General features: G+C 64.7%; 17 protein-coding genes. 6 read left to right on the forward strand and 11 right to left on the reverse strand.

The window, feature by feature from the left end; genetic code table 11:
• Positions 1–22: 22 nt before the first annotated feature.
• Genes nirJ through nirS form a run of 9 tightly spaced genes read right to left on the reverse strand, consistent with a single transcriptional unit; the run spans position 23 to position 6539 of the window.
• Entirely contained in the window at positions 23–1201 is a 1179-nt protein-coding gene (nirJ, locus tag M5B96_RS15990; protein ID WP_248797705.1) for a heme d1 biosynthesis radical SAM protein NirJ, read from the reverse strand.
• Between the two features lie 26 nt (positions 1202–1227).
• Positions 1228–1731 carry a nitrite reductase gene (locus M5B96_RS15995; protein WP_248797706.1) on the reverse strand — a complete coding sequence of 168 codons (504 nt, stop codon included), beginning with the start codon at positions 1729–1731 and terminating at the stop codon, positions 1228–1230.
• A complete protein-coding gene (locus M5B96_RS16000) occupies positions 1706–2149 on the reverse strand; it encodes an Lrp/AsnC family transcriptional regulator (protein ID WP_248797707.1) in 444 nt (147 codons plus the stop codon). The genes M5B96_RS15995 and M5B96_RS16000 overlap by 26 nt, the downstream gene beginning before the upstream one ends.
• Positions 2142–2657 (reverse strand): AsnC family protein, encoded by a 516-nt coding sequence (locus tag M5B96_RS16005; RefSeq protein ID WP_248797708.1) that lies wholly within the window; start codon positions 2655–2657, stop codon positions 2142–2144. The genes M5B96_RS16000 and M5B96_RS16005 overlap by 8 nt, the downstream gene beginning before the upstream one ends.
• A complete protein-coding gene (locus M5B96_RS16010) occupies positions 2654–3112 on the reverse strand; it encodes an Lrp/AsnC family transcriptional regulator (protein ID WP_248797709.1) in 459 nt (152 codons plus the stop codon). Before M5B96_RS16010 ends, M5B96_RS16005 begins: the two co-directional genes overlap by 4 nt.
• 1 nt (position 3113) lies before the next feature.
• Positions 3114–4292 carry a cytochrome D1 domain-containing protein gene (locus M5B96_RS16015; RefSeq protein ID WP_248797710.1) on the reverse strand — a complete coding sequence of 393 codons (1179 nt, stop codon included), beginning with the start codon at positions 4290–4292 and terminating at the stop codon, positions 3114–3116.
• Positions 4289–4615, reverse strand: a complete 327-nt coding sequence (locus M5B96_RS16020; protein ID WP_318654842.1) for a cytochrome c — start codon at positions 4613–4615, stop codon at positions 4289–4291. The genes M5B96_RS16015 and M5B96_RS16020 overlap by 4 nt, the downstream gene beginning before the upstream one ends.
• A gap of 16 nt (positions 4616–4631) precedes the next feature.
• A complete protein-coding gene (locus M5B96_RS16025; RefSeq protein ID WP_248797711.1) occupies positions 4632–4946 on the reverse strand; it encodes a c-type cytochrome in 315 nt (104 codons plus the stop codon).
• 24 nt (positions 4947–4970) lie between these two features.
• Positions 4971–6539 carry a nitrite reductase gene (gene nirS / locus M5B96_RS16030; protein WP_248797887.1) on the reverse strand — a complete coding sequence of 523 codons (1569 nt, stop codon included), beginning with the start codon at positions 6537–6539 and terminating at the stop codon, positions 4971–4973.
• A gap of 314 nt (positions 6540–6853) precedes the next feature.
• Here nirS and M5B96_RS16035 point away from each other — a divergent pair, with 314 nt between their 5' ends.
• The 6 genes from M5B96_RS16035 to M5B96_RS16060 all read left to right on the forward strand — a co-directional run bounded on the left by M5B96_RS16035 (position 6854) and on the right by M5B96_RS16060 (position 12365).
• Entirely contained in the window at positions 6854–7645 is a 792-nt protein-coding gene (locus M5B96_RS16035; RefSeq protein WP_248797712.1) for a CbbQ/NirQ/NorQ/GpvN family protein, read from the forward strand.
• Positions 7629–8216 (forward strand): cytochrome c oxidase subunit 3 family protein, encoded by a 588-nt coding sequence (locus M5B96_RS16040; RefSeq protein WP_248797713.1) that lies wholly within the window; start codon positions 7629–7631, stop codon positions 8214–8216. The genes M5B96_RS16035 and M5B96_RS16040 overlap by 17 nt, the downstream gene beginning before the upstream one ends.
• A 10-nt stretch (positions 8217–8226) precedes the next feature.
• Entirely contained in the window at positions 8227–8484 is a 258-nt protein-coding gene (locus tag M5B96_RS16045; protein ID WP_248797714.1) for a cytochrome C oxidase subunit IV family protein, read from the forward strand.
• A gap of 97 nt (positions 8485–8581) precedes the next feature.
• Positions 8582–9022, forward strand: a complete 441-nt coding sequence (locus M5B96_RS16050) for a c-type cytochrome (protein WP_248797715.1) — start codon at positions 8582–8584, stop codon at positions 9020–9022.
• A 3-nt stretch (positions 9023–9025) separates the two neighbouring features.
• Positions 9026–10453: a cbb3-type cytochrome c oxidase subunit I gene (locus M5B96_RS16055; RefSeq protein ID WP_248797716.1), complete on the forward strand. Its 1428-nt coding sequence runs from the start codon at positions 9026–9028 to the stop codon at positions 10451–10453.
• 76 nt (positions 10454–10529) lie between these two features.
• Positions 10530–12365 (forward strand): nitric oxide reductase activation protein NorD, encoded by a 1836-nt coding sequence (locus tag M5B96_RS16060; RefSeq protein ID WP_248797717.1) that lies wholly within the window; start codon positions 10530–10532, stop codon positions 12363–12365.
• 14 nt (positions 12366–12379) lie between these two features.
• Here the strand turns inward: M5B96_RS16060 and M5B96_RS16065 are convergent, their stop codons facing one another.
• On the reverse strand, positions 12380–12571 hold the full coding sequence (locus tag M5B96_RS16065) for a protein DnrP (RefSeq protein ID WP_263859601.1): 192 nt from the start codon (positions 12569–12571) through the stop codon (positions 12380–12382).
• Positions 12572–12576: 5 nt separating this feature from the next.
• Complete coding sequence (locus M5B96_RS16070) at positions 12577–13260, reverse strand: Crp/Fnr family transcriptional regulator (protein WP_248797719.1); 684 nt, start codon at positions 13258–13260, stop codon at positions 12577–12579.
• Positions 13261–13328: the final 68 nt, after the last annotated feature.

A 13328-nucleotide genomic window follows, 5' to 3' on the forward strand; every position in this document is an offset into this window, starting at 1 on the left:
GAGGGGGCGCCGGGCAGGCGTTTCAGTGCATGAGGCAAGGAATGCCAGGCGGTGCCGGCAGGCCGATTTCTTCGTCGCTGAGGTGGCAGCCGGGGTCCTGGCCCCAGAGATCGCCCTCGGCCCAGGCGCGGGTCCGGGTATTGCCATTGCAGATGCCCAGCCAACGGCACCCGGCGCAGCGCCCGCCAACGGCGCGGGGATGTTCGCGCAGGCGCAGCAGTAGTGCGTCGGGCTGCTCCAGCCAGAGTTCGCGGAACGGCGTCTGGCGCACATTGCCCACTGAGTGCTGCCACCAGTAGGTGTCCGGGTGGACCTCGCCGGTATTGTCGATATTGGCGATGCCGCTGCCCGAAGCGTTGCCGCCCCAGGCGCGCAGCATCTGCTCCAGGCGCGGGTAATACGCGGGCAGTCGACGACCCACCCACTGCAGCAGGAGAATCGCGTCGGCATCGTTGTTGCCGCTGACAAAGTCGCTGTCGCGGCCCTGTTCGATATCCGCCCAGGCCTGTTCGAACAGCAGGTCCATGGCTTCGCGACTCATCTGTTGGCGGGCGTCGAGGCGCCGGCTGCGTTTGCCGCGACCGCTGTAGTTGAGGTGCGACAGGTAGAATTTCTGCACGTCGTACTCGCGCATCAATGCCAGCAATGCAGGCAACTGGGCGTGGTTGTCCTGGGTCAGGGTGGTGCGCATGCCGACCCGGATGCGGTGTTCGCGGCACAGCCGGATCGCCCGCAGCGAGCGGGCAAAGCTGCCCTGGCATTGGCGGAAGGCGTCATGGGTGGCTTCCAGGCCATCGAGGCTGATGCCCACATAGTCGAACCTCGCCGAGCTGATCCGGGCGATATTGTGTTGATCGATCAGCGTGCCATTCGTGGAGAGGGCGACAAACATGCCACAGGCCCTGGCATGGGCGCTGAGCTGGAACAGGTCCCCGCGCAGCAGCGGTTCGCCGCCGGAGAGGATCAGCACTTTCACTCCGGCGGCCTGCAGGTCATCAATTACCCGCAGGGCCGCCGGGGTATCCAGCTCGTCGCGAAACACACTGTCGGCCGAGGTCGCGTAGCAGTGCTTGCAGGTCAGGTTGCAGCGCCTGAGCAGGTTCCAGATCACCACCGGCGCGCGCGGGCTGCCGGGGGTGGTGCTTTGCGGCGCGGGTCCCTGGCCGGCGAGGGCCCGCAGGTAATGGCTGATCCTTAACATGTCGCTCTCCTTGCAAGGGCCTGCGCTCAACGCTGGGCAGGGGACAGGCGCAAACCGGTCTTTTTCAGGATGCGGCTGCTCACCAGCATCGCATCGGCGGCACTGGCAGCACCGAGCAAGTCGCGAAGCTGCTCACGGTAGTCATTCATTTCCCTGGCACTGCGCCCGTGGACCATGGCGAACAGGTTGTAGCGCCAGGCCGTGCGACGTGGTCGGCGATAGCAGTGGCTGACGAAAGGCAAGGCCCCGACCAGTGCGCCGAGGCGCGGCATCTCGGCGTCCTGCACATCCCAGACGGTCATGCCGTTGAAGCGATAACCCAGGCGATAGTGGTTGGGCACGGCGGCGATACGGCGGATCGCGCCCTCGGCCTGCAAGCGCCTGAGCAGCTCCAGGGTCGACTCGACGTTCAGTTGCAACTGCTCGGCGAGCCAGGCCCAAGGGTCGTCGAGCAACGGCAGGCCGGCCTGGGTCAGTTCGATCAGGCGCCGGGTCAGGCGCTCTTCAGACGGGCAAATACAGACCGACATGGTAGGTCTCCTCTTTGGGCAGGTTGAGCGGCACCAGGCCGGTCTGCTGTTCGATGCGCCGCAACGCTGCGTCCAGGCCTTGCCGGGTGGCGCAGCCGAGCACGAACCACATGTTCCAGGCATGTTCGCGGCGGTAGTTGTGCGCCGCTTCGGGCATGCCCCGGAGCAGTTCGGCGACCGCCTCGAAACGTGCTTCGGGGACCGCCAGTGCGGCCAGGGTGAAGGCGCCGCCGAGTCGCTCAATGTCGAACATCGGGCCGAAGCGGGTGAGGCTGCCGTTCTCCAGCAGCTGTTGCAGGCGTTGGCGCAGTTCACGGCTGCTGCTGCCCAGTTCGTCGGCCAGTTCGCCCCAGGGATCGCGTACCAGCGGCAGGCCCAGTTGCAGGCGGTTGATCAGGCGCCGGTCGAGTTCATCCATGGGCCGTGGCTCCGCCCGGCGCGGGCGCAAAGCGCGCGCCGCATTGTTTGAAGGCCTGGGTGCTGAAGAGGATCTGATGCGGCAGGTCGCTCAGCTGGTGTTGCTCCAGCAACGCCTGGATCTGCGCCTCGACCCGCTCGCGCTGACGCCCGTGAATCATGCAGAACAGGTTGTAGCGCCACTGCGGCAGGCGTCGCGGGCGCTGGTAGCAGAGACTGATGCCGGCGGTCTGGCCGAGGCGTTGGCCGACCGCGTCGACCAGCGCATCCGGGATGTCCAGTACCAGCATGGCATTGGCGCCGAAGCCCAGGGCGCGGTGGTTGAGTACCAGGCCGATGCGGCGGAACAGCTGTTGTTCGTGCCATTGGCGCATTTGCGCGAGCACCTGGCTTTCCTCGGCGCCGATCTGTTGCGCCAGGGCCAGGTACGGCCGTGGCAGCAACGGCAGGCCGAGTTCCAGTTGCCGTCGCAGGGCCAGGGCCTGCGCGGCCGCGAGTGGCGGCTTCATGGCGTTTCTCCCAGGGCAAAACCCAGGTCGATGCGATAAGAGCTCAGCATCGGCAGGTCCAGCGGGGTCAGGCCGGTGTCGTCCCGCAGTTCGTCGAGAATACGCTGCAGGTGCTGGCGATCCGGGCCGGTCAGGACGAACCACAGGTTGTAGTGATGTTCCCGGGCATAGTTGTGATTGACCTCGGGGTAGTGGTTGATGCGTTCGGCCACCTGTTGCAGGCGTTCGACGGGCACGGCCAGGGCGGCGAGGGTGCTGGCCCCGGCGCGGCTATGCTCGAACACCGGGCCGATCCGCGACAGGCTGCCGGCCTGTGCCATCCGCTGCAGGCAAGCAAGCACCTGGTCCTGGCTGCAATCGAGCTCCTCGGCCATCTGCCGATAAGGTTCGGCGCCGATCGGCATGCCATGCTGGAAGCGTTCGATCAGGCGCTGTTGCAGAGTGTCCGTGGTCATCTCAATACCCCGTCTTCTGCGCGCGGCTGCTGAAGAAAATGCCGCTCGGCTTGCTTGCCGGCAGGCTGCCGAGTTGTTTCAGGCTGTAGGGGTCCCAGATTTGCACCTGATCGCCGTCGCGCACCGACAGCCAGAGCTGATCGCCGCGGGCGGTGAACTCCATATGCAACACCGCCGGCCCCGGGCGCAGGTCGGCGAGCAGCGCGTGGGTCTCGCTGTCGATGACCTGCACCCGGTCATTGTCCGGGTAGGCGAAGTTGACCCACAGCTGCCGGCCATCCGGGCGCGAGGTGACGAATACCGGCTGGCCGGCGACCTTGATCGTGTCGGTCTGCCGCCAGCTGCGCGTGTCCATCACCAGCACCTGGTGCTGGCCGACGGCGGGAACGAAGGCCTGGTTATTGGCCACGGCCCAGCCTTTGAGGTGGGGCATCTTGTACACCGGCAGTTTCGCCTGGCCGTGAGCGTAATCGCCGAGTATCCGGCGTACCCCGCGCTCGGGATACCAGAGGTCGAGTTGGGCCATGCCGTCCTCGCCGAACAGCCCGGCGATGTAGTAGCGCCCGTCGCCGGTGATCAACGCATCGTAGGGTTGTTTGCCGATACCGCTGAAGCGGGTTATCCGTGGCGTCAGGCCCTGGCTGAAGTCGGCGCTCCAGATCTCGCCGGTATCGAACAGACTGAACACGAAGCGCTGCCCGGGGGCATCCACCAGCCCGACCACCCGTGAGCGCTTGACCCCGTCAGGCAGCAGGGTGGCGGGAATATCCGCGACCTGCTTCAGGGTCACGGCATCGAACACCTTGACGCCGCCGGGCACGTAGTTGGACACCGCCACCAGCTTGCCATCCTGGCTGATGGCGCCGCTGATGCTGTTGTTGGCCTGGAGCACCCGCCGATCGATGCGTTGGCCGAGCAGGTCGACTTTGCTCAGGCCACCGTCGCGGCCGAACACATAGGCGTAGCGCTGGTCGTGGGAGAACACCACCGAGGCATGCGACAGGTCGCCGAAACCCCCGAGTCGGGCCAGCGCGGTCTGGCCGTCGCTTTCGATGATTTGCACGCTGCCGGAGGCGCGTTCGACCACCAGGCCCAGGTCACCAGTGCCGCGCAAAGGCGCTTGGACACAGGCGGACAACGACAGGCCAAGAGCCGTCGACAGCAGGAATGAACGGATCATGGTGCGGGGTATCCTTGCAGTAGAAGGTCGACCAGCCAGCGAATATCGCCGGGACTGAGCAGGGGCCCCCAGCCGGGCATGGCAGTGCCGGGCCGGCCGAGGGTCACGGTGGCAATCAGGCCGTCGCGGGATTTGCCGGCCAGGGCCGCGCGGGTCAGTTCGGGACCGAGCCCGCCGGTCATGTGCAGCCCGTGGCAGGCGCCGCAGTCCTGGGCCAGGAGATTGTCCAGTTGTGCCTGGCGGCGGGCATCGGGCGCCGCCAGCGCGGTGCCCTGGAGCAGTAGGAGCAGGACAGTCATCAGCGCGTATCGACAAGCCTTCATGACGCCCTCCCTGGGCTTATTTGAGACTCAGGACCCAAGTCGCCAGCTGCCTGGCTTCGTCGTCGCTGACCGGATTGGCCGGCATCGGTATCGGTCCCCAGTTGCCCTGCGTACCGTTCTTGATATGGCTGGCCAGGGTGTCCACGGCACCGCTGACACCGGCGTTCTTGGCCGCCACGTCCTTGAGCGCCGGGCCCACCAGCTTGCTGTCGATGCTGTGGCAGGCGGTGCAGGGTTTGCTCTTGAACAGCTCCAGCGCGTCCTGGGCCTGCAAGGGTTGTAGGCTCAGCGCGGCGCCGAGGGCGACGAGGGACAGCAGGATATTTTTCATCACGGCTCCTTGCATTGATGGCGCTCAATAGATGTCGTATTGGGTGTTGTAGACATTGAACTTGCCGGTCGGCGTGATCAGTCGCTTGTCCTTGATCACCGCCTTGAGCTTGAGGGTCTTGTCGTCGATCACCACCAGCGCCGACTCGTCCGCCTGGCCGCTCCACACCGAGAACCAGACTTCATCGCCGGCCTTGTTGTATTCCGGTTGCACGACGCGCAGGGCGCCTTGCTTGATCCCGGCGTATTCGGCGATCGGCAGCACGCTGTAGCCGGCGTCGAGCTTGTCGATATCGAACACCGCCACCGACTGGCTGATCTTCGCGTCCGGATTGAGCGGGGTATCGACATACAGGTGGCGGGAGTTGGGATGGGTCTTGATGAACAGCGAGCCGCCACCCTGGCCCTTGAGCGAGCCGACCTGTTTCCAGGCGTACTGCGGGTGCTTCAGCGGGTCGGTACCGATCATGGAAATCCCGGCGTCGCCCAGGTGGCTGGTGGCCCAGACCGGCCCATACAACGGATGCTCGAAGTTGGCGCCACGGCCAGGGTGCGGGGTTTTGCCGACCTCTACCAGCGCGGTCAACTTGCGCTCGCGGGAGTCGATCACCGCGACCTTGTTCGAGTTGTTGGCCGCGGTCATGAAGTAGCGGTGCGTGCTGTCCCAGCCACCGTCATGCAGGAACGGCGCGGCGTCGATGCTGGTGATGGTGAGGTTCTTGATGTCCTGGTAATTGACCAGCAGGACCTTGCCGGTTTCCTTGACGTTGACGATGAACTCCGGCCATTCGTGGGAGGCGATGATCGCCGCGACCCGTGGTTCCGGGTGGTAGGCCTGGGTGTCGACGGTCATGCCGCGGGTCGAGACGATCTGTTTCGGTTCGAGGGTTTCGCCATCCATGATGGTGAACTGCGGCGGCCAGTACGAGCCGGCGATCGTATATTTGTCTTCGTAGCCTTTGAACTTGGAGGTCTCCACCGAGCGCGCCTCGATGCCGACCTTGACTTCGGCGACCTTGGTCGGCTCCAGCGGCCACAGGTCGATCATGTCGATCCGCGCGTCGCGGCCGATCACCAGCAGGTAGCGGCCGGAGGCGGAGATCCGCGAGATGTGCACCGCATAGCCGGTCTCGATGACCTTGACGATCTGCTTGCTGTCACCGTCGACCAGGGCGATCTTGCCGTCGTCGCGCAGGGTCACCGAGAACAGGTTTTGCAGGTTGAGCTTGTTCAACTGGCGGGTCGGGCGGTCCGCGGGCCGGACCAGGACCTTCCAGGTTTTCAGGGTCTCGGCCATGCCCCATTCCGGCGGTGTCGGCGGGGTGTGCTGAATGAACTTGGCCATGAGCGTGATCTGTTCCTTGGTCAGCGCATTGGAGGTGCCCCAGTTCGGCATGCCCGCCGGCGAGCCATAGGTGATCAAGGCTTCCAGATAGGCCTGGCCGCGGGACTGGGTGATGTCCGGGGTCAGCGGCTTGCCGGTGGCGCCCTTGCGCAGTACGCCGTGACAGCCGGCGCAACGCTGGAAGTAAATCTGCTTGGCCGAGTCGAAATCGGCCTGGCTCAGGTCGGGCGCGCCGGGGCTGCTGACCATCGCTGGCGCGGTGCTTGCCGGCGAGGCGCCGGCGGCGTGGGGCAGGGCCAGGACCACCGCCGAGAGCACCCCGGCGAGGCTCAGGGCAAAGGTTTTTCTACTGCTGATCGGCATTCCATTTCTCCTCAGGCAAGACCTTGGCGGTGTGCTGGAACGCCAGCACCGGACGCAGGTTCTTAGTGCCGGCCAAGGCTATGCCCGGGCAGGGCGATGTTCGCTTGACGGCGATCAAGATTGCCGCCCAGGTCACTTGCCAGGTTGTCGCAGGGCGCCTTAGCGTGGGCCTCGAACCCGCTGTCGAATCAGGTAACCCCATGGACCCCAGGCAAGCTTGCGAACCTTTCTACCAACCGCTGAACAATGAGCAGGCGCTGTTCGAACAGGCCTGGCGGCATGGTCTGCCGGTGCTGATCAAGGGCCCGACGGGCTGCGGCAAAACGCGCTTTGTCCAGCACATGGCACATCAACTGAAACTGCCGCTGCACACCGTGGCCTGCCACGACGACCTGAGCGCCGCCGACCTGATCGGCCGTCACCTGATCGGCGCCCAGGGCACCTGGTGGCAGGACGGACCGTTGACCCAGGCGGTGCGCGAAGGCGGCATCTGCTACCTCGACGAAGTGGTCGAGGCCCGCCAGGACACCGTGGTGGTCCTGCATCCGCTGGCCGATGGCCGCCGCGAGCTGTTCCTCGAACGCACCGGGGAGGTGTTGCAGGCGCCGCCGTCCTTCATGTTGGTGGTGTCCTATAACCCTGGTTACCAGAACCTGCTCAAGGGCATGAAGCCGAGCACCCGCCAGCGTTTTGTCGCGATGCGTTTCGACTATCCGCCGGCCGCCGAGGAAGAACGCATTGTGCGCCGCGAGGCACAGGTCGATGGCGCCCTGGCCAGCCAGGTGGTCCGGCTCGGGCAGGCCCTGCGCCGGCTGGAACAGCATGACCTGGAAGAGGTGGCATCGACCCGCCTGCTGATTTTCACCGCGCGCATGATCGGCGCCGGCATGAGTCCGCGCGAGGCCTGCCTGGCCTGCCTCGCCGAGCCGCTGAGCGATGACCCGGTGACGGTGGCCGCGTTGATGGACGTGGTCGATGTCCATTTCGCTTGAGGTCACCGCTCCCCCGCGTCGCCACTTGCCGGGGGATCTGGCGATGTGGTTTTTCATCCTCGCCGAGCTCTCGGTATTCGCCGTGCTGATCCTGGCATTTGCCGTGACCCAGCTGCTCAAGCCCCAATTGTTCGCCGCCGGCCGCCAACTGCTCGATACCTCCACCGGGCTGGCGATGACCCTGAGCCTGCTCAGCGCCGGGTTGTGCGCGGCGCTGGCGCAGGAGCGGGTCCGGCAAGCACGGCCGCGCCAGGCGGCGCTCCTGCTGTTGGCGGCGTTGCTCGTCGCCAGTGTCTACCTGCTGCTCAAGCTCGGCGAGTACCGGCATCTGCTGGATTTGGGGCTGGGCCTTGAGCACAACACCTTCTTCACCCTGTACTGGATCCTCAGCGGCTTTCATTTCCTCCATGTGCTGCTCGGCATGCTGATTCTCGGCTGGCTGGCGCAAGGTTGCCGACGCGGCCGGTATGACGCCGAGCGGTGCAGCGGATTCGAATCCGGGGTGCTGTATTGGCACATGGTCGATCTGGTCTGGGTCCTGCTGTTTCCGCTGGTCTACGTTCTGGATTGACGAGGTGCGCATGTCCGCTCGCGGTTTTTTGCTGATCTGTTGGGCGGCCCTGGCCACCTTGAGCCTGGGCACCCTGCTGCTGGCACAGGGGCTGCTGCGCTGGCCACTGAGCCTGCTCGTGCTGTTGCTGGCGGTGGCCAAGGCCTGGCTGATCACCGAGGGTTTCATGGAATTGCGCCATGCGCCGCGACTCTGGCGCCGCCTGCTGCTGGGCTGGCCCCTGGTGCTGGCGCTGCTACTGGGCTTGGGCTTGGGCCTGCGCGGCTAATACCCGAGTAAAACCATTGGAGATTCTTGATTGCCATCAAGCGGTTTTCAGACCCTCGCTTCCTAGAATGGACAGGCCAAGCAAAGAGGAAGCGACCATGTCAGAGACCTTCACCAAGGGCATGGCCAGGAATATCTATTTCGGGGGAAGCGTGTTCTTTTTCCTGATATTCCTGGCCTTGACCTATCACTCAGAGCAGACCTTTCCGGTTCGCAGCAATGAAGCGCATTTAAGCGACTCGGTGCTGCGCGGCAAGTTGGTCTGGGAGCAAAACAACTGTGTCGGTTGCCACACGCTGTTGGGGGAAGGCGCTTACTTCGCGCCGGAACTGGGCAACGTGTTCCAGCGCCGCGGCGGCGAGTCGGGTTTCAAGCCCTTCCTGCAGGCCTGGATGAAAATGCAGCCGCTGGGGGTGCCCGGACGCCGGGCGATGCCGCAATTCAACCTGAGTACGCAGGAAGTCGACGACATCGCCGAGTTCCTCAAGTGGAGCTCGAAAATCAATACCAATGGCTGGCCGCCAAACAAGGAGGGCTAAGAGATGAGTGTTGCCAATCCCCATCTGAAATTCGCCTCGCAAGCCGTGGCCAAACCGTACTTCGTGTTCGCCCTGATACTGTTTCTCGGCCAGATACTGTTCGGTTTGATCATGGGCCTGCAATACGTGGTCGGGGACTTCCTGTTCCCGACCATTCCCTTCAACGTATCGCGGATAGTGCACACCAACCTGTTGATCGTCTGGCTGCTGTTCGGCTTCATGGGCGCCGCCTACTACCTGATCCCGGAAGAATCCGACCGTGAATTGCACAGTCCCAGGTTGGCAATCGTGCTGTTCTGGGTGTTCGCCGCCGCTGCCGTGTTGACCATTCTCGGCTACCTGCTGGTGCCTTATGCGGGGCTGGCCAGGCTGACCCACAACGAGCTGCTGCCGACCATGGGCCGGGTGTACCTGGAGCAGCCGACCATCACCAAGATGGGCATCGTGGTGGTGTGCCTGGGCTTTCTCTACAACATCGGCATGACGATGCTCAAAGGCCGCAAGACCACGGTCAGCGTGGTGATGATGACCGGGCTGGTGCTGCTCGCGGTGTTCTTCCTGTTCTCCTTCTACAATCCCGGCAACCTGGTGCGCGACAAGTTCTACTGGTGGTGGGTGGTGCATCTCTGGGTGGAAGGCGTCTGGGAGCTGATCATGGGCTCGATGCTGGCCTTCGTGCTGATCAAGATCACCGGGGTCGACCGCGAGGTGGTCGAGAAATGGCTCTATGTGATTATCGCCATGGCGCTGATCACCGGGATCATCGGTACCGGTCACCACTACTTCTGGATCGGTGGGCCCGAGGTCTGGCTGTGGGTCGGTTCGATCTTCTCGGCGATGGAGCCGCTACCGTTCCTGGCCATGGTGATCTTCGCCTTCAGCATGGTGAAGAACCGTCGCCGGCAACACCCGAACCGCGCCGCCACGCTGTGGGCCAAGGGCACCACGGTGACCGCGTTTTTCGGCGCCGGCGTCTGGGGCTTCCTGCATACCCTGGCCCCGGTCAACTACTACACCCATGGCACGCAGTTGACCAACGCCCACGCCCACCTGTCGTTCTACGGGGCCTACGCGATGATCGTGATGACCCTGATCAGCTACGCCATGCCGCGCTTGCGCGGGTTGGGTGAAGCCGCCGACGAGCGCGCGCAGAACCTGGAGATCTGGGGCTTCTGGTTGATGACCCTGTCAATGGTGATGATCACGCTGCTGCTCACCGCCGCCGGTGTCGTGCAGATCTATCTGCAACGCTGGCAGCCCGATGGTATCGCCTTGCCGTTCATGGCGACGATGGAGCACCTGACCACCTTGTTCTGGGCCCGTCTGGCCAGTGGGGTGGGGTTCCTGGCGGGACTGCTCTGCTATCTGTTGAGCTTCCGCCAGCGCGGCCGCGCCGCCTTGCGCGCGCCGGCGGCCGTGGTTCCGTCCTGAGGTGTCGTGACCTCTGGGAAAGGTCGGCCCGGCTGTGATAGCGGGCCGTTTTTGGTTGACGAACAAGGTGGGCTCCATGGCTTTTACCCTTGAACTGGAAGAGTGGGTCGGCAGCGTCTGGCATCGCTTTATCACTCGCCGTGCCAGCGTCGATTTTCCCGAGGCACGGGTCGAGCTGGCCCAGCGGCAACCTGGCCTGGCACTGTTGTTTCGCGCCATGGGCGGGGCCGGCCGGGGCCTGGAGACGGTCTGCGAACGCGATCTGCTGCTGCGCCGCAGCCTGTTGCAGCAGATCGCCGGGACCTGCCGGCAAGTGCCGCTGGCCTGCTGCGATGCCGATAACCTGCGCCTGCCGGCCAGTCTCGCGGTGTTCCCCGAGGCCGGCCTGAATGAGGAACTGTATCGCTGGTTGGCCCTGCTGGCGGCGCAGGCCGGGCCCATGCGGCACTGGGGCCGGGACAATCAGCGCTGGACCCAAGCCTTGTTGCAGCGCTATCCGGCGCTGCTGCCGCGTTACCGCCGGCTGGTCGCGGCGCACCTGCAACTGCGTCCGGATCCGGCCACCTTGAAACCGGCCGCGGCCGCCCTGGAACGGGCCTTGTGCCAGGCCTTGCGCGAGCCGGGCAGTGTCCAGGCGTTTCCCCGCAGCGAGCGGGCGGCCTGGCCGTTGCCGCTGTGGCTGTACCCGCCGCTGCACCTGGCCAGCCCGCAGGCCGCCGATCTTGACGACTCGGCGGAGTCCCTGCCGGCCTCTCCCGGCGAGCAGGAAGGCGGGCGCAAGCGCGCCACCCGGATTGATGACAGCAGCCGCGAGGGCGGTCTGCTGATCGTGCGCCTGGAGAACCTGTTCAGTTGGACCGAGCATGTCGACCTCGATCGCTGGTCGGACGAGCGCGAAGACCCGGATGCCGCCAGGGTCGCCGCCGACCTGGATGAACTGAGCCTGTCGCGGACCCGTCTGCGCAAGGGCGGCGGGCTTAAACTGGACCTGGATCTGCCGCCCGCGGATGTCGACGATATCCCGCTGGGGGAGGGCATCAAGTTACCGGAGTGGGATTATCGCAAAGGCCGCCTGCAGGACGACTTCGTCAATCTGCAGATGTTCGCGCCGCGCGATTGCCCGGCACAGCCGCTGCCGTCGCGCCTGCGACCGGCGGCGCAGCGTTTGCGGCGCCAGTTCGAACACCTGCGGCCCGAGCGCCAGTGGCTGCGCCAACAGCCCCAGGGGACGGAGCTGGATATGCAGGCCTGGCTGGATTTTTACGTCGAGCGCGAGCATGGTCGCTGTGCCGAACGCGGTCTGTTCAAGGAGCAGCGCCAGACCCATCGGGACCTGGCGTGCCTGTTGCTGGCGGATATCTCGATGTCCACTGACGCGCACCTGAACGACCGGCATCGGGTGATCGAGGTGATCCGCGACAGCCTGCTGCTGTTCGGTGAAACGTTGTCGGTGCTGGGCGACGACTTTGCCTTGTACGGGTTTTCCTCGCTGCGCCGCCAGCACGTGCGCCTGCAGGAACTCAAGGCGTTCCAGCAAGGCTATGACGACCACACTCGCGGGCGCATCCAGGTGCTCAAGCCGGGTTACTACACGCGCATGGGCGCGGCGATCCGTCAGGCCAGCCAACTGTTGAGCGGCTGCAAGCGCCGCCGCAAGCTGTTGTTGTTGCTGACCGATGGCAAACCCAATGACCTGGATCTGTATGAGGGCCGCTACGGTGTCGAGGACACCCGCCAGGCGGTACTGGAAGCCCGGCGCCTGGGGCTGACGCCGTTCTGTATCACCATCGACCGCGAAGCCGGGGCGTACCTGCCGTATATGTTCGGCGCCAACGGCTACACCCTGATCCGCCAGCCGGAACAACTGCCCCTGCGCTTGCCGCAGCTGTATCGCCAGTTGACCCAGCCTTGAGGCGTTCGCCTGGCTTATGGACTGCTGCGTGGCAGCCAGAAGAACATGATCACGCAGAAGATCGTCAGGCCGATGCAGAACCACTGGAAGCGCCTTAGCCGGCGTGCTTCGGCCTTTGCCGCCAGGGCCGGCAGCGGCATGCCGCAGCGGCAGCACTCGCTTTCCCCGGGCCGGTTGTGATGCTGGCAATACAGGCAGGTGGACAGGGCCTTCACTCGAACTGTTCCAGGCGCGGGCGATCGAGGATGACGATCTGGCGACCGTCCTGGGTGATGATTTTCTCGTCGATCAGGCGGCGGATGATCCGCGAGAAGGTCTCCGGCTGGATCGACAGGTGCCCGGCAATCAGTTGCTTGGCCATCGGCAGTTCGAACTGGTAGTTGACGGGCTGCAGGTGCACCAGTTGCGTCAGCAGATAACGCACCACCCGGTGGGTGGCGTTCTTCAGCGACAGGGTTTCGATTTCATTGACTCGCTGATGCAGGCGCACACAGAGTTTGCCGAGCAGGGCGAAGGGCAGACGGCTGTTGCTCTGCAGCAAGCGCAGGTAGGCGTTGTTGGACAGGCGATAGAGCTGGCACGGACCTACGGCTTCGGCCGAGGCCACGTAGTTCGGGGTGTCCATCAGCATCATCGCCTCGGCGAAGGTTTGCCGCGGACCGATGACCTCGAACACTTTCTCCTGGCCGTCGGGGGTCAGGCGGTAGATCTTCACCGCGCCGGCAATCACGAAGTAGAAGGCGTCGGCCGGCTCGCCCTGGCGAAACAGCGGCTCGCCCTTGTCGATGCTGAGCAAATGGCTGGAAGCCATCAACTCATCCATCTCTTGGTCACTCAACGGTTCGAACAGGTGATGGCTGCGCAGAATCTGGTGATGGACGCGGTGAAGCACCATGGCAATTCATCCTGATAGCGGAAAAGGGGGAGGCGCCGTGCCCTCAGACAAGGCCGAGCGAAAGGCTG

This window comes from Pseudomonas sp. MWU13-2105 (assembly GCF_023242315.1).
In the GTDB taxonomy this organism is placed as follows: domain Bacteria; phylum Pseudomonadota; class Gammaproteobacteria; order Pseudomonadales; family Pseudomonadaceae; genus Aquipseudomonas.